Genomic DNA, 18,679 nt, shown 5'->3' with positions numbered 1-18,679 from the left:
TTAAAGTACATTCTTAAAAGTATTATCTAAAAATTTATAGATGATAGTATTTTTGTATAGTTTTTTGTGGTGTTAGTCTTTAATTTAACAATGATATTGATAAAAAAAACACTAATATAGACAAGGTGAGAATATATAGGTATAATGGTAAAACCGTAGAAAATAAATTCCTATATTGAAAGTTTTTACGGTTTTGGAGTATATTAGGAGGTGAAAGATTATGGAGGCCTTAAAATATTTATCACTCATTTCTCAGGTAGGTTTTACCATGGTTACACCTGTTTTACTCTGTACATTTGTAGGTATTAAGCTTGAGGGAAAGTTTCATTTTCCTTTTACCTTGATATTCTTGCTGCTTGGAGTGATAAGCGGATGTATGTCCGGGTATAGGCTTATTATGAATTCTCTAAAGAAGATGGAGAAAGACGATCAAAAAAAGGACCTGCAAATAAACGAAAACAGTTTTGTTTTACCGAAGAAAGAAAGTAGGGTTTTTAAGAAAAAGAATGAGTAAGGATACAAGAAGAACATGCCTTTATATGGGTATCGGTGTTTTGATTTATGAGATTATTTTAAGCCTTGCGGCTATTCCTTTTGCAAGACTTATGAAGTACTCTGTCTCTTCTATGGAACTTGGTATACTGGTAGGAACTGTTTTGGTATTGGCTATGGTTGTGGATATGGGTATATCCACTGAGGACAGTCTGTACGGGGGGACCCCTTCTTATGCACAGAGAAAGATTATGATACATTCTTTACTCAGGAAGGCGGTTTTATTCGTTGTTGTAGCAATATTTTGGAACAGTAGATACATAAATGCACTCGCGATTGTTATATCCGTTTTCGGATTGAAGTCAGGCGCATATATGTATCCACTGTTTAAAAAAATATTTGAAAAAAGAAGAAAGGAGGAGACATGAGCTTAAGTATTTTAGCTGAAAGTGCAGGTGGAGCCAAAAATTTGGATTTCATGATTCACGGCCTATATAAGTATAAGCTGTTCGGTCAGGAACTCTATTTGACTACGACTACAGTTTCCTTGGTGATTGTTGTTGTATTGATTACCATATTTGCTATATTTGCAAATAGGGCAATAAAGGCATCGGATCCATATGAAGCTCCAAGCGGTTTTGTAAACTTCTTGGAATGTGGTATTGAAGCCTTAGAGTCTATGACAGATACTATTCTTGGTGGAAACAAGGACAGATTCTTGAATTATATAGGAACAATCTTTATCTTTATTTTTGTTTCAAACTTTAGCGGTTTGTTGGGACTGAGAAACCCTACGGCGGACTACGGTGTTACATTCTTACTCGGATTATTTACATTCCTTATAGTAAATTTCCAGGGTATCAAGAACAGAAAATTAAAACACTTTACATCGCTGTTTGAACCAATCCCATTACTTTTCCCAATCAATGTTATTGGTGAGATAGCAAACCCGATATCCATTTCATTGCGTCTTTTTGCAAATGTGCTTTCAGGCGTTTTGATCATGGGACTTTGGTACGGTATGATGCCGATCTTTTTAAAGATAGGTGTACCGTCATTCTTACATCTGTATACAGATGTGTTCTCAGGAGCATTACAGACATATGTTTTCTGTATGCTTAGTATGGTTTATATCAATGACAAATTAGAATAGTTCATTAGATAAAGTATTTTCAGGATTTGAGTAGTTTTTTGTCTACTTGATATCATATATTTTGGAGGTTATTTATGAATATGACAGGACAGGATTTTATATTTGGTTGCTCCGCTATAGGTGCAGGACTTGCTATGATAGCAGGTATCGGACCGGGTGTCGGACAGGGTATCGCTGCAGGACATGGTGCGGCAGCTGTAGGTAGAAATCCGGGAGCAAGAGCGGATATCACATCAACAATGCTTCTCGGACAGGCCGTTGCCGAGACAACAGGTCTTTACGGACTCGTTGTTGCTATGATTCTTATGTTTGTTAAGCCTTTCGGCGCTTAATTTGGAGGGTTTATGGAAAGACTGATAGGATTTGACCCTCAGCTTTTGGCTGATTCAGCCATTACAGGCTTTGCGGTCCTTTTCTTGTTCTTTATTCTTTCCTATTTGCTTTTTAATCCTGCAAAGGATATGCTCAAGAAAAGAAGAGAGCGTGTAGCGGGAGATTTGGATAGCGCAAAAGAGGCGAAGGCACAGGCTGAAGCTCTTAAAGCGGAATACGAAGAGAAGTTGGCCGGTTTCAAAAAGCAGGCTGACGCTATCTTGGAAGACGCAAGAAAAAGGGCAAAGGATAGAGAAAATGAAATCATAGAAGAGGCAAGAGCCGAAGCTATGAGAATTACTGACAGAGCTAACAATGAGATAGAGCTGGCAAAGAAGAAAGCCATGGAAGAAGTAAAGTCAAATATTGTGGATGTGGCTTCGATTATTGCAAGCAAGGCGGTCAATTCTGCAATGAATGTAGAAGTGCAGGATAGACTTGTCGAGGAGACTTTAAAAGAAATCGGAGATGGTACATGGCAAAATTAGTGTCCAAAGTATATGGAGATGCTTATGTGTCGGTAGTATCTGATAAAAATAATTTAAATGTTGCACTTGATGAGATAAAGGCGATAAAAGATATTTTTGTAAAAAATGAAGATATTGCTTTGCTCCTTGATTCTCCTAAGATGGACGATGAGGAGAAGGTATCATTTTTGAAAGGAATATTTGAGCATCATGTGAGTGATGACTCAATGGGACTTTTAGTTACCGTTATCGAAAAAAAGAGACAGGCGGAGCTTTTACCTATCCTTGACTATGTTATAGATTGTATAAAAGAGCTTTTGCTTATAGGAAAGGCAACGATTACAACCGCATTGCCGCTTGATACTGCAAAGAAAGAGAGAATAGTTGAGGAGCTTATAAAGTCTTCAAAGTATGAATCTCTTGAGGCGGAGTATATAGTGGATGAGAGTATTCTGGGCGGTATTGTCATCAGAATAGGTGACAGAGTTGTGGATTCAAGTGTAAAAACCAGAATTGAAAAGATGCGAAAAATGCTATCATAAGCCGTATTACCGGCAAAAAGTTTAAAGAAAAGAGGTACGAGTCTAGTGAATCTAAGACCTGAAGAGATCAGCTCAGTTATAAAAGAGCAGATAAACAAGTATTCAACTAAACTCGAGGTATCGGATGTAGGTACTGTTATTCAGGTAGCGGACGGTATTGCAAGAATACACGGTCTGGCTAAGGCTATGCAGGGTGAGCTTTTAGAGTTCCCGGGAGATGTCTACGGCATGGTTTTGAACCTGGAAGAGGACAATGTTGGTGCTGTTTTACTTGGTGATAAGAGAAATATCAGTGAGGGTGATACAGTAAAGACCACAGGCAGAGTTGTTGAGGTTCCTGTAGGTGATGCACTTACAGGAAGAGTAGTAAACGCCCTCGGTCAGCCTATAGACGGAAAGGGACCTATAACTACAGATACCTTTAGAAGAATAGAGAGAGTTGCACACGGTGTTATCGAAAGAAAATCCGTAGATACACCGCTTCAAACAGGAATAAAGGCTATTGATGCCATGATTCCTATAGGAAGAGGACAAAGAGAGCTTATAATCGGTGACAGACAGACAGGTAAGACTTCTATCGCCGTAGATACAATCATCAACCAAAAGGGACAGAATGTTCACTGTATCTATGTTGCTATAGGACAGAAGGCTTCCACTGTTGCATCAATTGTAAAGACTTTTGAGGATTACGGTGCTATGGACTACACCACAGTAGTAGTTTCTACCGCAAGTGACCTTGCACCGCTTCAATATATCGCACCTTACTCAGGCTGTGCTATAGGTGAGGAGTGGATGGAAAGAGGAGAGGATGTATTGGTAGTATACGATGACCTTACAAAGCATGCTGCCGCATATCGTACACTTTCACTTCTTCTTAAGAGACCGCCGGGCCGTGAGGCATATCCGGGTGATGTATTCTACCTTCACTCAAGATTACTTGAGAGAGCGTCAAGACTTTCAGACGACCTTGGCGGCGGTTCACTTACCGCATTGCCTATTATAGAGACACAGGCGGGAGACGTTTCAGCGTATATTCCTACCAATGTTATTTCTATTACAGACGGTCAGATTTATCTTGAAACTGAGATGTTCAATGCAGGATTCAGACCTGCCATCAATGCCGGACTTTCAGTATCAAGAGTTGGTGGCGCCGCACAGATTAAGGCTATGAAGAAGATTGCAGGACCTATAAGAGTGGAGCTTGCTCAGTACAGAGAGCTTGCATCATTTGCACAGTTCGGTTCGGAGCTTGATGAGGCTACCAAGAATCAGCTTGCACAGGGTGAAAGAATAAGAGAAATCTTAAAGCAGCCTAATTATAAGCCTATGGCGGTTGAATATGAGGTAATCATTATATTTGCAGCTACAAAGAAGCTCTTACTTGACGTGCCTACAGATAAGGTGCTTGAGTTCCAGGATAAGCTGTTCAGATTTATTGAGAGTAAGCATCCTGAGATAGCTGCTGAGATTAGAGATAAAAAAGAAATTTCTGAGGATCTTGCAAAGAGACTTACAGATGTTATCAATGAATGTAAGAAAGCATAGTGCAGGTGTATTATGGCTTCAATGAAGGAAATAAAGCGTAGGCGTGCGGCGATACAAAGCACTGCTCAGATTACCAAAGCCATGAAACTTGTAGCTACGGTTAAGCTTCAAAAAGCAAGAGCAAAAGCGGACGCTTCCAAGCCTTACTTTACCGTAATGTATCAGACTATAGCATCAATGCTTGAGAAAAGTGAGAATATATCTCACAAGTATCTTAAGAAAAATGACGGCGGTAAGATAGGCGTATTGGTTATTACAGGTAACAGAGGTCTTGCAGGAGGCTATAACAATGCTGTAAGCAGGCAGGTAATAAGCGAATTCAAAAGCAATGAAACACTTATATATGCAGTAGGTAAAAAAGGTAGAGATGCGCTCTTACACAAAGGCTTTGAAGTAGAGGGAGACTTTTCAGAGATTGTGGAAGAGCCGCTGTACAAGGATGCTGCAGATATTACAAAGGTATTGCTTGACGACTATGAAACCGGAAAGCTCTCAGAGATTTATGTGATATATACCAATTTCAAGAATACGGTTGTACATGATCCCGTACTTTTGAAATTGCTTCCTATCAGCAAGGAAGATTTATTGCAGCCTGAGACTACGGAAAGTGAGGGTGCGAGAGCCCTTATGAATTATTCTCCCAATGAAGATGAAGTATTGGATGCTATAATTCCAAAATACATTTCTTCTGTTATTTACGGCGGTTTGATGCAGTCTGTCGCTTCGGAAAACGGAGCGAGAATGACAGCTATGGATTCTGCAACATCAAATGCGGAAGAACTTATAGATAAGCTCGGCTTACAGTACAACAGAGCTCGTCAGGGTGCTATCACTCAAGAGCTTACAGAGATTGTGGCCGGAGCCAACGCCATAGAATAGTGGAAGAGGAAGGAGAAAAGTTGATGGCAGAGCCAAATATTGGCAAAATAACCCAGATTATCGGTGCCGTTTTGGATATTCAGTTTTCAAGAGGACACTTGCCGCAGATCAATGAGGCAATACAGATAGATACAGCTGACGGCGTACTTACAGTAGAAGTTGCACAGCATCTGGGAGACGATATAGTAAGAACCATTGCCATGGGAAGTACGGACGGACTTGTACGTGGAATGGAAGCAAAAGCAACAGGTGCACCTATTTCAGTACCTGTAGGTGAGAATACTCTGGGTAGAATTTTTAACGTACTTGGAGAACCTATTGATAAGAAGGAAGCTCCAAAGGTTGAGGAGTATCTTCCTATACATAGAAAAGCTCCAAGTTTTGAGGAGCAGTCAACTCAGACCGAGATACTTGAGACAGGAATCAAGGTAGTTGACCTTCTGTGTCCATATCAAAAGGGTGGAAAGATAGGACTCTTTGGTGGTGCAGGTGTCGGAAAGACCGTACTTATTCAGGAGCTTATCAGAAATATAGCAACAGAGCACGGCGGATATTCGGTATTTACAGGTGTAGGTGAGAGAACCAGAGAGGGTAACGACTTATACCACGAAATGACCGAGTCCGGAGTTATCAATAAGACTACCATGGTGTTCGGTCAGATGAACGAGCCGCCGGGTGCAAGAATGAGAGTAGGACTTACAGGACTTACAATGGCGGAGTATTTCAGAGATAAGGGTGGAAAGGACGTGCTTCTTTTCATCGACAATATCTTCAGATTTACACAGGCAGGTTCGGAGGTTTCAGCGCTTCTTGGACGTATGCCTTCCGCAGTAGGTTACCAGCCTACACTTCAGACAGAGATGGGTGCGCTTCAGGAGAGAATCACTTCTACAAAGAACGGTTCCATCACATCGGTTCAGGCCGTATATGTGCCTGCGGATGACCTTACAGACCCTGCTCCTGCAAATACATTCGCTCACCTTGACGCTACCACAGTTCTTGACCGTTCTATAGTTGAGATGGGTATCTATCCGGCTGTAGACCCTCTGGGTTCAACTTCAAGAATACTTTCACCTCATGTAGTGGGTGAGGAGCATTATGAAGTTGCTCAAAGAGTACAAGAGGTATTGCAAAAGTATAAAGAGTTACAGGATATTATTGCCATGCTCGGTATGGATGAGCTTTCAGAGGATGATAAGCTTACAGTAGCAAGAGCAAGAAAGATCCAAAGATTCCTTTCACAGCCTTTCTTTGTGGCAACACAGTTTACAGGTATTGAAGGAAAGTATGTACCTCTGTCAGAGACCATCAGAGGATTTAGAGAGATTCTTGACGGTAAGCATGATGATATACCTGAGCAGTATTTCCTCAATGCGGGAACTATTGATGAGGTTGTAGAGCGTGCCTCTAAATAGGAGGTAGTATGGACAAGTTTGCATTAAAGATAATGTGCCCCGATCATGTTTTTTTTGAGGGGGATGCTACTATGGTCGAGTACACCACAACACAGGGAAATGTCGGTATATATGCCAAGCATATCCCTATGGTAAATGTAATAGCACCGGGTAAGCTGACTATTCACTGTGAAGACGGCAGTGTGAAAAACTGTGCACTTCACTCAGGCTTTTCCGAAATATTACAGGATAAAGTTACCATACTTGCAGACTCATGTGAGTACGGTGATGAGATAGATGTTGTCAGAGCCAAAGAGGCAAAGGAGAGAGCCGAAAAGAGACTTTCACAAAAAGACGGTGTGGACATCGCAAGAGCCGAACTGGCACTCAGAAGAGCATTGGTTCGTCTGGATGTAGCAGGGCATAAATAAATAATAAGGATTGTATGTATATTTTCTTGAAAAATGAGGATAATGCATACAGTCCTTTTTTATTTCTTCACAGTTTTATTAAATTATGGTATTATAAAAGTTATTGAAAGTTACACATATAAAGGCTTTGAGGGTAAAAGCCCCGGCGAAAGTGAGGACACAAAATGAAGGGTATTATATTAGCAGGCGGTAGCGGCACAAGATTGTATCCGCTGACAAAGGTTACATCAAAACAGCTACTCCCTATATATGACAAGCCGATGATTTATTATCCTATTTCCGTACTGATGGAGGCAGGTATCAGAGAGATACTTATTATCTCCACACCTGACGATACACCAAGATTTAAAGAATTGCTTGGAGACGGTGCACAATTCGGACTGAAATTAGAATATGCAGTTCAGCCAAGCCCGGACGGACTGGCACAGGCGTTTATCATCGGTGAAAAGTTCATCGGCGATGAGCCGGTGGCAATGATACTTGGTGACAATATATTCCATGGACACGGACTTAAGAACCATTTAAAATCTGCAGCTTCAAAGGATGAGGGAGCTACCGTATTCGGATACTATGTAGACGATCCTGAAAGATTCGGTATAGTGGAGTTTGATAAAAACGGTAAGGCCGTTTCAATAGAAGAAAAGCCTGAAAAACCGAAGAGTAACTACTGTGTTACAGGACTTTACTTCTATGATAATGATGTGGTGAAATATGCCAAGGAATTAAAGCCTTCAGCCAGAGGAGAGCTTGAAATCACGGATCTTAACAGAATCTACCTTGAAAAAGGAGAGCTTGAGGTGAAGGTACTCGGACAGGGCTTTACATGGCTGGATACGGGAACTCATGAGAGCCTTGTTGAGGCTACAAATTTTGTATATACAATGGAAACACATCAGCACAGAAAGATAGCCTGCCTTGAGGAGATTGCATATCTGAACGGTTGGATAAGCAAAGAAGAACTTTTAAAGGCATATGAGATCTTTAAGAAAAATCAGTACGGAAAATATTTAAAAGATGTATATGACGGCAAGTATATCGACCACATACATCAAGCGTAAAATAAAACAGACGAGGTTAATATGAAAATTATTGTTACAGGCGGTGCCGGATTTATCGGCGGAAATTTTGTTCACTATATGGTAAATAAGTATCCTGAGGATATGATAATAAACTTGGATCTTCTTACCTATGCGGGAAACTTGGAGACATTAAAGCCGGTGGAGAATGCACCGAATTATAAGTTTGTAAAGGGTGATATCGCTGACAGAGCATTTATCTTCAAGCTCTTTGAAGAAGAAAAGCCTGATGTGGTTATAAACTTTGCGGCTGAGAGCCATGTAGACAGATCTATCACAGATCCTGAGAGTTTTGTAAGAACAAATGTAATGGGAACCACAACTCTACTTGACGCTTGCAGAACATACGGAATAAAGAGATATCATCAGGTATCCACAGATGAGGTATACGGAGACCTTCCTCTTGACAGACCGGATTTATTCTTTACGGAGGAAACACCGCTTCATACCTCAAGCCCTTATTCATCATCGAAGGCAAGTGCGGACCTTTTCGTACTTGCGTACCACAGAACATATGGACTTCCTGTGACCGTATCAAGATGTTCAAACAACTACGGACCTTATCATTTCCCTGAGAAGCTTATTCCGCTTATTATAAGCAGAGCGCTTAATGACGAGGAGCTTCCTGTATACGGCAAGGGAGAGAATGTAAGAGACTGGCTCTATGTTACAGACCACTGTAAGGCAATTGACCTTGTAGTAAGAAAGGGTAAAGTCGGTGAGGTCTACAATATCGGCGGACATAATGAGAGAACCAATCTTGAGGTGGTAAAGACAATACTTAAGGCACTTAATAAGCCGGAGAGTCTTATCAAGTTTGTAACGGACAGACCGGGCCATGACAGAAGATATGCCATAGACCCGACCAAAATAGAAACCGAGCTTGGATGGAAGCCTGAGTATACATTTGACACAGGTATTGTAAAGACAATTGAATGGTATCTTAACAATAAAGAGTGGTGGGAGCATATCATAAGCGGAGAATACACAAAGTATTTTGAAAATATGTATGGAGAAAGACTTTAATGAGAGTATTGGTAACAGGTGCAAAGGGGCAGCTTGGAAGCGACCTGCTTTGCGAACTTTCTAAAAGAAATATAGAATCTGTAGGTATTGATATAGACGATCTTGATATCACGGATGCAGCCGCTACAAAGAGAGTGATTGAAAAGATAAATAATGATGCCAGGATCGACGCTATAATTCACTGTGCGGCATATACCGCGGTGGATGCGGCGGAGGATAATGAAGCCCTTGTTACAAAGATAAATGCCGAGGGTACAAAAAATATAGCCGAGGTTGCAAAGACACTTGATGTCGCTATGATGTATATTTCCACAGACTATGTATTTGACGGAGAGGGCGAAAGACCTTGGGAGCCTGATGATAAGAGAGCGCCTCTTAATGTTTACGGTATGGCAAAATATAAGGGTGAGCTCTATGTCGAAGAATTACTTAAGAAATACTTCATAGTAAGAATTTCATGGGTATTCGGACTTCACGGAAATAACTTTATCAAGACAATGATAAGACTCGGAAAAGAAAGAGGAGCTGTAAGCGTAGTAAACGATCAGATAGGCTCACCTACATATACACCGGATCTTTCAAGACTTTTGGTAGATATGATTGTAACTGACAAATACGGCAGATATCATGCAACCAATGAGGGGCTTTGCTCATGGTATGATTTTGCGGTTGAGATATTCAAGCAGGCAAAACTTGATGTAGCGGTAACACCGGTATCTTCGGATGCATTTCCGGTAAAGGCAAAGAGGCCGCACAACTCAAGGATGGATAAGTCCAAACTCACAGAAAACGGTTTTGAACTTTTGCCGCCTTGGCAGGACGCACTTAGAAGATATTTGCTTGAATTGGGGGAAAACTGATGGGAAAATATTTCGGAACAGACGGCTTTAGAGGAGAGGCAAATGTAGACCTCACTGTAGAGCATGCATATAAAGTCGGCAGATTTTTGGGAAGCTACTACTCTAAAGACGGTAAAAAATGCAGAGTGGTTATAGGTAAGGACACCAGAAGGTCAAGCTATATGTTTGAGTATTCTTTGGTTGCAGGACTTACGGCTTCAGGAGCGGACGCATATCTGCTTCATGTTACTACAACTCCAAGTGTTTCATATGTTGTAAGAAGCGATGATTTTGACTGCGGTATAATGATTTCAGCCAGCCACAATCCGTACTATGACAACGGTATCAAGGTAATAAACGGCAACGGTGAAAAGCTTGAGGAAGAAGTAATAGAAAAGATAGAAAGCTATATTGACGGACCTGACGATGCAATCCCTTTTGCCACAAAGGAAAATATAGGAAGAACTGTAGACTATGCCGCAGGTAGAAACAGATATATAGGCTATCTTATCTCCATAGCTACCAGATCTTTTAAGGGAAAGAAGGTGGCGCTTGACCTTGCAAACGGTTCGGCGTCAAGCATTGCAAAGAATGTATTTGACGCTTTGGGTGCGGATACTTATGTAATTCATAACAATCCTGACGGTATAAATATAAATACCGACTGCGGTTCTACACATATAGAGAGTCTTCAAAAATGTGTGCTTGAAAACGGCTGTGATATAGGTTTTGCCTATGATGGAGACGCGGACAGATGTCTATGTGTGGATGAAAAAGGCAATGTGGTGGACGGAGACCTTATCCTCTATATTTGCGGTAAGTATATGAAGGAGAGAGGTGAGCTTTTCAATAACACAGTGGTAACTACAATAATGTCAAACTTCGGACTTTATAAGGCGTTTGAAAGAGAAGGAATAAACTACGAAAAGACTGCCGTAGGTGATAAATATGTGTATGAAAATATGCAAAATAACGGTCACTGCCTCGGCGGTGAGCAGTCCGGTCATATCATATTTGCAAAGCACGCCACAACAGGTGACGGCATACTTACTTCACTTAAAGTAATGGAGGTGGTTTTGGAGACAAAGCAACCACTTTCAAAGCTTGCAAGCGAGGTGGATATTTTCCCACAGGTGCTTAAAAACGTCAGAGTAACTGATAAAAAGATTGCAGGCGAGAATAAGGCTGTGCTTGATGCGGTAGATGCCGTCAGCAAAGCACTTGGAGGTGACGGCAGAATTCTTCTTCGTCCAAGCGGTACCGAGCCTCTTATCAGGGTGATGGTGGAAGCAAAGAGCATGGAAGACTGTGAGAAGTACACCGATGAGGTCATCAAGGTAATGGAAAAAGAGGGACTTTTAATATAGGGGGACAAAAATCAGGGAATGAGACAAAGCTTGACTATAGAATAGAAAAGAGGAGAGATTGAATGTATCATATTGAAAGATATAAGAGAAATCCCGTAGTGGATTTTAAAGAGAGAACATGGCCGGATAAGCAAATAGAGAAGGCGCCTATATGGTGCTCATCAGACTTAAGAGACGGCAATCAGGCATTGGTCGAGCCGATGGTGGTGGAAGAAAAGATAGAGATGTTTAATCTGCTTGTAAAGTTGGGCTTTAAGGAAATAGAGATCGGCTTCCCTGCCGCATCACAGATAGAATTTGACTTTTTACGTCAGTTGGTAGACAGAAAGCTTATTCCTGATGATGTAGTTGTACAGATACTTTGCCAGTGTAGAGAGCATCTTATAAAAAGAAGCTTTGAAGCTATAAAGGGAATTAAGAAATGTATAATGCATATCTACAATTCTACCGACACATTACAAAGAAATGTGGTATACGGTCTTGACAGAGAAGGAATAAAAAATATCGCACTTGAAGGTGTGGCTCTTGTAAAGAAGTATATGAAAGACCATGACGGTGAAATTATATTGGAATACTCACCTGAGAGCTTTATGGGAACGGAGCTTGATTTTGCACTTGACGTATGTGACGCCGTTGTTGATGCATGGGGTGCTACCAAAGAAAATAAGATAATAATAAATCTTCCGAATACTGTTGAGATGACAACACCTAATGTATTTGCAGACAGAATCGAGTGGATGAGTACACATCTTAAGAATAGAGAGGCAATAATACTTTCCACACATCCTCACAACGACAGAGGTACAGGAACAGCCGTTGCGGAGCTTGCACTTTTGGCAGGAGCCGACAGAATGGAAGGTACGCTGTTTGGAAACGGTGAGAGAACCGGAAATGTGGATATTTTAAATATTGCCTACAATATGTTCTCACAGGGTATTGATCCGAATCTTAATATCAGCAATATCAAAGAGATCATAGATGTATATGAGAGAACCACAAAGATGAGCATTGACCCTAGACATCCGTATGCAGGTAAGCTTGTATTTACCGCATTCTCAGGTTCACATCAGGATGCTATCAACAAGGGCGTTCAGGCTATGAAGCAGAGAAACAACCCGTACTGGGAAGTTCCTTATCTGCCTATCGACCCTGCAGATATCGGTCGCGAGTATGAGCCTGTAGTCAGAATCAATTCTCAGTCCGGAAAGGGCGGAGTTGCCTTTGTTATGGATACTTTCTACGGCTTCAAATTGCCGAAGGGTATGCACAAGGAATTTGCAGATATTATCCAAAGAATTTCAGAAGTGCAGGGTGAGGTTTCACCGGAGGAAATCTACAAGGAGTTTGAGAAAAACTACATTGAGAAGAAAGAACCTCTGCATTTTGAAAAATGCGTCATAACAGATGCCGATGAGGACGGAGATTTCTCTACACTTGTCAAGGTAACATACAGAGAGAACGGAGAAGAGAAGGTATTTGAAAGCAGCGGAAACGGTCCTATCGACGCTGTCAAGAGAGGCCTTGAGAAGGTTGTAGGTAAGGAGATGAAAGTCCTTGATTACAACGAGCACGCTCTTGCCTCAGGTTCAAATGCAAAGGCGGCTTCATATATCCATATGCTGGATGTTGAAAGCGGAAAGACCACATACGGTGTAGGTATTTCAGGAAATATCACAAGATCATCTATCAGAGGTCTGTTCTCTGCGGTAAATAGATTGTTCTACTAAAAATGTATTTCAGACAGCACACAAGCGCGCTGTCTGAGTTTATATATTATAATTGAGGTAAACATGAATATAGTTTATATAGCAAATGAAAAGTTTGCCCTGCATCTCGGCGTAAGCCTATATTCGTTATATGAGAGAAACAGACATGAGAAAGAGCTTAGAGTCTTCATCATTTCCACAGGAATTGGTGGGGACTCTTTGGGCAAGTTGAAAAGTATAGCAAAAAAGTTTGGCAGAGCTGTAGAGATAATAGAACTTAAAGACACATCAAAATATTTTGATACAGGATTGCAGGATGCGTCCTTTGATATCAGCAAGATGGGCAGGCTGCTTGTAGGTGAGCTTTTGCCGGAAGATGTCGATAGAATACTTTATCTGGATTGCGATATGGTTATATTTCGTTCTATAAGGGAATTATACAATACAAAGCTTGGCAAAAATGTAGTGGCCGCCGTAGAGGAGCCTACGGTGCTTGAGAGAGTAAGGTATGAAATCGGACTTGACTATGAGGCTTCCTATGTAAATGCCGGTCTTTTGTTGATAGACCTTAAAAAATGGAGAGAAGAAAATCTTGGAGAAAAGATAATCAGCTACAGTAAAAGTATTTGGGATAAGAGTCTTTTCGGTGAGCAGGATGCCATAAACGGAGTACTCAGATGGAGAATAAAAAAGCTTCCTCCGAAGTTTAACTTCTTCTCAAACTACAAATATTTTTCATACAGGGCATTGACTAAAGTTTACGGTGCAACTCTTTCATATACTAGGGAAGATTTAAAAGAAGCAAAGAAAAGACCTGTAGTATTGCATTTTGCAGGTGATGAGAGGCCTTGGTGCATCGGAAGTCATAACCCTTATAAGAGAGCATATTTTTATTTTAAGGAAAAGACTCCGTTTAGAGAAGTTCCACTTGAGGGCGGTAAGAAGCTTTATATGCTTATATATCATATGATGGATTTGGTAACCGTAGTTTGCCCGAGAATCAGAAAGCTGATATCCGAGTACTATATAAACAAAGCTTACAAGAGGCTGTCGGAGAGAAAATAAGGAGAGAAGATGAAATTAGCCTTAGTAGTGTTGAATTATAATGATGCCGATAATACATTAAAACTCTTAGGCAGTGTAGCCGATTATGCCGTATTTGATAAGGTTATAGTGGTGGACAATGCCTCAAATGATGATTCCAAGGTAAGACTGAAAAGCTTTTGTGAGAAAAATGAAAAGGTTTATTTTGTAGATAATCATGAGAATAAAGGCTACGGTGCCGGCAATAATGTAGGTATAAGAGTGGCAAAAGATCTCGGCATGGATCTTGCGCTTATAGCGAATCCCGATACGGACTTTGAAGAAAGAGTGATTAAAGTATTAAAGTCTGCTATGGAAAAAAATGAGGATATCGGCATATGTGCTCCTTTGGTAGAAACAAATGATGTATACGGCAGCAGAGAAAATGTACTTAAAGGTGCTTCATGTTGGCCGATGAGAGATTTTCTTCATTCCTTGGCGGAGAACGGTCCGATATGCAGGCGAATCTTTACAAAGGCTCTTCATTATGACAGAAACTTTTATAATGCCAAGATAAGAAAAGTAGGTGCAGTACTTGGTGCACTTTTGATGGTAAGAGTTGACGCCTTTATAAAGTTAAGAGGCTATGATGAAAAGATGTTTTTATACGGTGAGGAGGATCTGCTTTCAAAAAAGATGGAAGGTATAGGCTTAAAGACTGCCGTTATTACAGGGTATAAGTATAAGCATATACATTCGGCAAGCATCAAAAAAAGTTTAAAAAGCCTCTACTCACGCCAGAAAATCAGAGAAGAGTCCACAATGTATTTTTATAAAAATTATCTGAAGATAAATTTACTTCAGCAGATATTTGCAAAAGTTTTCTTTGCATTTGTAAGGCTTGAAGTGATTATTTTCGGATTACTCTAGGAATGCGTATGATAGAAATTTTACTTGCGACCTATAACGGTGAAAGATTTTTGCCTGAGCAGATAGAAAGTATAATAAGTCAAAGTTTTAAGGACTACAATATACTTGCAAGTGACGATAATTCAAGCGATTGTACTTTTGAAATATTAAGAAGCTATGAGAGTGTATTGGGCGAGAAGATAAGGGTTGTTCAGAGCAATACTCACAGTGCAAAGGAAAACTTTTACAATCTGCTTGATATGGCTGATGCCGAATATATTGCGCTCTGCGATCAGGATGACTTTTGGGAAAGTGACAAGCTCGAAAAAAGTTTGAAGGCCATACAAAGGCTTGAAAGAAGATATGGCAAAGAAACGCCGATACTTGTGCATTCGGATTTGGAGATAGTGGATGAAAACCTGAATTCAAAGAACAAGAAAATGAGTGAGCTTACAGGTATAAATGAAGCCATAAAGTATGCAAAAAAGGAGTCAAAATACCTTTATACAATAAGCACCGAAAAAAGTTTTTCAAGATATCTCGTTGAAAACAATATTACAGGAAATACGGTGATTATAAATAAAGCATTGCTTGATATATATAAAAGGCCTGAGGTTTCTTTTATGCATGACTGGTGGCTTGGACTGATCGCCTTTACATTCGGTAAGGTCGGTTTTCTTAATGAATGCCTTGTAAAATATCGTCAACATGAAAACAATGAACTTGGTGCAAAGAATCCTCTGGAACTTCACAATATAAAAAAGAGAAACAAACAAAGGATAAGAGAAAACTATGACTGTATGTTTGCACAGGTGGAAGAGTTTTTAAGATTATATAAGGATGAACTTGGAAAAAGCAGGTCGGCCGATACATATTTTGCACGCAAATATTTAAATGCATTTGCAAATATGAAATCTAAAAACAGAGTATCAAAGATAAGAGATATCTTGAAATATTCATTTTTTAAAAGTTCAAAAATACTTACAATAGGAGAGATGTTGAATATCTGATGAATAAGAAAAATAAAAGTGAGATTTCCACATCTCTTTTTTGGAAGATACTTGAAAACGGAGGTTCGCAGGGAGTTCAGTTTATAGTGTCGGTACTCCTTGCAAGGCTTTTAAGTCCGTCAGAGTATGGAATAGTTGCAATAGTTTTGATATTTACAACAATAGCCAATATTTTGGTACAAAACGGCTTTGCTTCAGCACTGATACAAAAGTTTCATGCGGATGATTTGGACTTTTCATCTGTGCTGATTTTTAATGTACTCTTATCACTGGCGATATATATACTGCTTTTTGTAGGTTCACCCGTTATAGCAGGTATATATAAAAATCCCGAGCTTATAGACATACTGAGAGTTATGGGCATAATAATACTGCCAGGAAGTATTATATCAATAGAAAATTCATATGTTGCCAGAAACATGAAGTTTAAAACTCTTTTTATTGCAACATTTCTTTCGTCTGTAATTTCAGGCAGTGTGAGTGTAATTATGGCACTTGAGGGAGCAAAGGTCTGGGCTTTGGTTTTTCAGCAGATAGTATATTATTTTGCACTCCTTATAATACTCGGTATAGGTATAAAATACTTTCCGGGACTTAAGTTCAGCTTGGAGAGATTAAAAACCATGTTTGCCTATGGCTCAAAGCTCTTGGCGGCATCACTGATAGATACGATTTTTACAAATATACACGGACTTGTTATAGGTAAGGCATACAGTGAAGATATGCTCGGCTCATTCAACAGAGGTGAGCAATTTCCAAAGCTTGTAGTAAGCAATCTTTCATCAGCCATACAGTCCGTACTTCTTCCTGCCATGTCAAAGAAACAGGAAAGTAAGGAAGATGTAAAATCACTTTTAATGTCATCGGTAAGACTTTCCACATTTGTGGTGGCACCTATGATGTGCGGACTGGCGGCGGTCAGTGACAATCTTATACTTTTACTGCTTGGAGAGAAGTGGAGGATTGCAATACCGTTTTTGCAGATGATGTGTTTTTCATATGTATTTTGGCCGATTCATGTATCAAACCTTGAGGCATTAAATGCTATGGGCAGAAGTGATATATTTTTAAAGCTTGAAATTATAAAAAAGATTCTTGGAATTGCCATATTGCTGATTGGAATAAGGTATAATGTATTTGTGTTTGTAGGGCTTAAGGCCTTTTCAGATTTGATCTGTGCATATATCAATGCGGCACCGAACGGAAAGCTCTTGGGTTACACCCTAAAAGAACAGAGTATGGATGCTTTAAATAACTTTATCCCTGCTATAATTATGGGAATTATTATTTACATTGCAGGTAAGCATATAGGAATCGGTATTTTAAGTCTTCTGATACAGATAGTGCTTGGTGTAATTATTTATATAGCACTGGCTGTAGTTATGAAAAATGAGAACTTTAAGATGATAGTGAGTAAGGTGAGATAATAATGAATATACTTTTAACCAGTGTGGGTAGAAGAGCATATATAATCGATTATTTAAGGGACATATACAAGGACCTCGGATTAAGCGGAAATATTGTGGCGACAAATTCGGATATGAATACAACCGCTATGAGTGTGGCCGATAAGGCTTTTGAGTCACCGCTTATATATGATGAAGATTATATTCCGTTTCTACTGGAAATATGCAAAAATGAAAAAATAGATATTTTGATTTCACTCTTTGACATCGACCTTATGATACTCGCAAAGAATAAAGCCGAATTTGAGGCTTTTGGTGTAAAGGTCATTGTTTCAAATGAGGATGTCATAAATATTTGTAATGATAAATTTGAAATGCTTGAGTATCTTAAGAAGATAAATATGCCTGTGCCTGAGACTTATTTGGATCTTGATAAGGCACTTGAATATGCTGATTTTGATAATAAAACTTATATTTTAAAACCCAGATGGGGAATGGGCTCATTAAGCATTTTTGAAGCCGAGAATAAAAAGGAACTTGAAGTTCTCTATGAAAAGGCAAAGAGAAGTATTCAAAAATCATATTTGAGATTTGAGTCAAATGCCGATATGAACAGGGCAATACTTATACAGGAAAAGATCAAAGGAGATGAGTTCGGACTGGATATTTTCAATGATCTTGAAGGTGAGAATCTAAGTGTTACTGTAAAGAGAAAATATGCCATGAGATCGGGTGAAACCGATATTGCAGAGGTCACCGAAAACAGCGAGCTTAAAGCTGTAGGAAAGAAGATTGCAAAAAGCCTTTCTCATATAGGAAATCTTGATATGGATATACTCTTATCAGACGGGAAAGCCTATATAATAGATATGAATGCAAGATTCGGCGGAGGCTATCCCTTTACTCACAATGCAGGAGTAAACGAGCTGGAAGCGATTATAAGACTTTGCAGTGGCAAAGAGCTTAATGATTTAAGTGTCAAAAAATACGGCCTCTTTGCAAAAGAAATAACCATGGTGGAATTAAAATAGATTTGGATATA

Annotated in this window: 20 protein-coding genes; all 20 read left to right on the top strand. The window is 39.7% G+C overall.

All coding sequences use genetic code 11. The features are described 5' to 3' along the window. Positions 1–220 precede the first annotated feature (220 nt). On the top strand, positions 221–514 hold the full coding sequence (locus EHW90_RS10485; RefSeq protein WP_124952722.1) for an AtpZ/AtpI family protein: 294 nt from the start codon (positions 221–223) through the stop codon (positions 512–514). Further along, positions 507–920 (top strand): hypothetical protein, encoded by a 414-nt coding sequence (locus tag EHW90_RS10480; protein ID WP_040458181.1) that lies wholly within the window; start codon positions 507–509, stop codon positions 918–920. Before EHW90_RS10485 ends, EHW90_RS10480 begins: the two co-directional genes overlap by 8 nt. After that, a complete protein-coding gene (atpB, locus tag EHW90_RS10475; RefSeq protein ID WP_009446565.1) occupies positions 917–1,645 on the top strand; it encodes a F0F1 ATP synthase subunit A in 729 nt (242 codons plus the stop codon). The genes EHW90_RS10480 and atpB overlap by 4 nt, the downstream gene beginning before the upstream one ends. Before the next feature lie 74 nt (positions 1,646–1,719). After that, the gene (gene atpE, locus EHW90_RS10470) at positions 1,720–1,977 is read left to right on the top strand and encodes an ATP synthase F0 subunit C (RefSeq protein ID WP_007594440.1); all 258 of its coding nucleotides are present in this window, start codon (positions 1,720–1,722) and stop codon (positions 1,975–1,977) included. A 12-nt stretch (positions 1,978–1,989) separates the two neighbouring features. Then, positions 1,990–2,505 (top strand): F0F1 ATP synthase subunit B, encoded by a 516-nt coding sequence (gene atpF, locus EHW90_RS10465; RefSeq protein WP_060930864.1) that lies wholly within the window; start codon positions 1,990–1,992, stop codon positions 2,503–2,505. Beyond that, positions 2,493–3,026: an ATP synthase F1 subunit delta gene (atpH, locus tag EHW90_RS10460; RefSeq protein WP_124952721.1), complete on the top strand. Its 534-nt coding sequence runs from the start codon at positions 2,493–2,495 to the stop codon at positions 3,024–3,026. The genes atpF and atpH overlap by 13 nt, the downstream gene beginning before the upstream one ends. A 45-nt stretch (positions 3,027–3,071) precedes the next feature. Beyond that, entirely contained in the window at positions 3,072–4,571 is a 1,500-nt protein-coding gene (atpA, locus tag EHW90_RS10455) for a F0F1 ATP synthase subunit alpha (RefSeq protein ID WP_009446568.1), read from the top strand. A 12-nt stretch (positions 4,572–4,583) separates the two neighbouring features. Further along, positions 4,584–5,450: an ATP synthase F1 subunit gamma gene (gene atpG, locus EHW90_RS10450; protein ID WP_124952720.1), complete on the top strand. Its 867-nt coding sequence runs from the start codon at positions 4,584–4,586 to the stop codon at positions 5,448–5,450. Positions 5,451–5,473: 23 nt separating this feature from the next. Next, the gene (gene atpD / locus EHW90_RS10445) at positions 5,474–6,865 is read left to right on the top strand and encodes a F0F1 ATP synthase subunit beta (RefSeq protein WP_124952719.1); all 1,392 of its coding nucleotides are present in this window, start codon (positions 5,474–5,476) and stop codon (positions 6,863–6,865) included. 8 nt (positions 6,866–6,873) lie between these two features. Further along, the gene (gene atpC, locus EHW90_RS10440; RefSeq protein WP_124952718.1) at positions 6,874–7,275 is read left to right on the top strand and encodes an ATP synthase F1 subunit epsilon; all 402 of its coding nucleotides are present in this window, start codon (positions 6,874–6,876) and stop codon (positions 7,273–7,275) included. Between the two features lie 164 nt (positions 7,276–7,439). Next, positions 7,440–8,333, top strand: coding sequence for a glucose-1-phosphate thymidylyltransferase RfbA (gene rfbA, locus EHW90_RS10435; protein ID WP_124952717.1), 894 nt, complete (start codon positions 7,440–7,442; stop codon positions 8,331–8,333). Between the two features lie 21 nt (positions 8,334–8,354). Next, entirely contained in the window at positions 8,355–9,377 is a 1,023-nt protein-coding gene (gene rfbB, locus EHW90_RS10430; RefSeq protein ID WP_060930857.1) for a dTDP-glucose 4,6-dehydratase, read from the top strand. Beyond that, the gene (gene rfbD / locus EHW90_RS10425) at positions 9,377–10,237 is read left to right on the top strand and encodes a dTDP-4-dehydrorhamnose reductase (RefSeq protein ID WP_124952716.1); all 861 of its coding nucleotides are present in this window, start codon (positions 9,377–9,379) and stop codon (positions 10,235–10,237) included. Before rfbB ends, rfbD begins: the two co-directional genes overlap by 1 nt. After that, positions 10,237–11,583, top strand: coding sequence for a phosphoglucosamine mutase (gene glmM / locus EHW90_RS10420; RefSeq protein WP_124952715.1), 1,347 nt, complete (start codon positions 10,237–10,239; stop codon positions 11,581–11,583). The genes rfbD and glmM overlap by 1 nt, the downstream gene beginning before the upstream one ends. Before the next feature lie 62 nt (positions 11,584–11,645). Further along, entirely contained in the window at positions 11,646–13,310 is a 1,665-nt protein-coding gene (gene leuA, locus EHW90_RS10415; RefSeq protein ID WP_124952714.1) for a 2-isopropylmalate synthase, read from the top strand. A gap of 63 nt (positions 13,311–13,373) precedes the next feature. Further along, positions 13,374–14,354: a glycosyltransferase family 8 protein gene (locus EHW90_RS10410; protein ID WP_124952713.1), complete on the top strand. Its 981-nt coding sequence runs from the start codon at positions 13,374–13,376 to the stop codon at positions 14,352–14,354. Positions 14,355–14,363: 9 nt separating this feature from the next. Continuing rightward, positions 14,364–15,242, top strand: a complete 879-nt coding sequence (locus tag EHW90_RS10405; protein WP_124952712.1) for a glycosyltransferase — start codon at positions 14,364–14,366, stop codon at positions 15,240–15,242. Between the two features lie 8 nt (positions 15,243–15,250). Then, positions 15,251–16,231, top strand: coding sequence for a glycosyltransferase family 2 protein (locus EHW90_RS10400; protein WP_124952711.1), 981 nt, complete (start codon positions 15,251–15,253; stop codon positions 16,229–16,231). Next, positions 16,231–17,658: a lipopolysaccharide biosynthesis protein gene (locus EHW90_RS10395; protein WP_124952710.1), complete on the top strand. Its 1,428-nt coding sequence runs from the start codon at positions 16,231–16,233 to the stop codon at positions 17,656–17,658. The genes EHW90_RS10400 and EHW90_RS10395 overlap by 1 nt, the downstream gene beginning before the upstream one ends. A 2-nt stretch (positions 17,659–17,660) precedes the next feature. Further along, positions 17,661–18,668: an ATP-grasp domain-containing protein gene (locus tag EHW90_RS10390; protein WP_124952709.1), complete on the top strand. Its 1,008-nt coding sequence runs from the start codon at positions 17,661–17,663 to the stop codon at positions 18,666–18,668. Positions 18,669–18,679 lie beyond the last annotated feature (11 nt).

Origin of the sequence: Lachnoanaerobaculum orale (assembly GCF_003862485.1) — a bacterium.
In the GTDB taxonomy this organism is placed as follows: domain Bacteria; phylum Bacillota; class Clostridia; order Lachnospirales; family Lachnospiraceae; genus Lachnoanaerobaculum; species Lachnoanaerobaculum orale.
The sequence above is the reverse complement of the archived record's forward strand: the minus strand, read 5'-3'. Positions and strand labels throughout refer to the sequence as shown.

Excerpts from the sequence above, each read along its gene's own strand:
- EHW90_RS10405 (WP_124952712.1), top strand. The coding sequence starts at position 14,364 with ATGAAATTAGCCTTAGTAGTGTTGAATTATAATGATGCCGATAATACA.
- atpC (WP_124952718.1), top strand. The coding sequence starts at position 6,874 with ATGGACAAGTTTGCATTAAAGATAATGTGCCCCGATCATGTTTTTTTT.
- leuA (WP_124952714.1), top strand. The coding sequence starts at position 11,646 with ATGTATCATATTGAAAGATATAAGAGAAATCCCGTAGTGGATTTTAAA.
- EHW90_RS10400 (WP_124952711.1), top strand. The coding sequence starts at position 15,251 with ATGATAGAAATTTTACTTGCGACCTATAACGGTGAAAGATTTTTGCCT.
- glmM (WP_124952715.1), top strand. The coding sequence starts at position 10,237 with ATGGGAAAATATTTCGGAACAGACGGCTTTAGAGGAGAGGCAAATGTA.
- rfbA (WP_124952717.1), top strand. The coding sequence starts at position 7,440 with ATGAAGGGTATTATATTAGCAGGCGGTAGCGGCACAAGATTGTATCCG.
- rfbB (WP_060930857.1), top strand. The coding sequence starts at position 8,355 with ATGAAAATTATTGTTACAGGCGGTGCCGGATTTATCGGCGGAAATTTT.
- EHW90_RS10410 (WP_124952713.1), top strand. The coding sequence starts at position 13,374 with ATGAATATAGTTTATATAGCAAATGAAAAGTTTGCCCTGCATCTCGGC.
- atpB (WP_009446565.1), top strand. The coding sequence starts at position 917 with ATGAGCTTAAGTATTTTAGCTGAAAGTGCAGGTGGAGCCAAAAATTTG.
- EHW90_RS10390 (WP_124952709.1), top strand. The coding sequence starts at position 17,661 with ATGAATATACTTTTAACCAGTGTGGGTAGAAGAGCATATATAATCGAT.
- EHW90_RS10485 (WP_124952722.1), top strand. The coding sequence starts at position 221 with ATGGAGGCCTTAAAATATTTATCACTCATTTCTCAGGTAGGTTTTACC.
- atpG (WP_124952720.1), top strand. The coding sequence starts at position 4,584 with ATGGCTTCAATGAAGGAAATAAAGCGTAGGCGTGCGGCGATACAAAGC.
- atpF (WP_060930864.1), top strand. The coding sequence starts at position 1,990 with ATGGAAAGACTGATAGGATTTGACCCTCAGCTTTTGGCTGATTCAGCC.
- EHW90_RS10480 (WP_040458181.1), top strand. The coding sequence starts at position 507 with ATGAGTAAGGATACAAGAAGAACATGCCTTTATATGGGTATCGGTGTT.
- rfbD (WP_124952716.1), top strand. The coding sequence starts at position 9,377 with ATGAGAGTATTGGTAACAGGTGCAAAGGGGCAGCTTGGAAGCGACCTG.
- atpE (WP_007594440.1), top strand. The coding sequence starts at position 1,720 with ATGAATATGACAGGACAGGATTTTATATTTGGTTGCTCCGCTATAGGT.
- atpH (WP_124952721.1), top strand. The coding sequence starts at position 2,493 with ATGGCAAAATTAGTGTCCAAAGTATATGGAGATGCTTATGTGTCGGTA.
- EHW90_RS10395 (WP_124952710.1), top strand. The coding sequence starts at position 16,231 with ATGAATAAGAAAAATAAAAGTGAGATTTCCACATCTCTTTTTTGGAAG.
- atpD (WP_124952719.1), top strand. The coding sequence starts at position 5,474 with ATGGCAGAGCCAAATATTGGCAAAATAACCCAGATTATCGGTGCCGTT.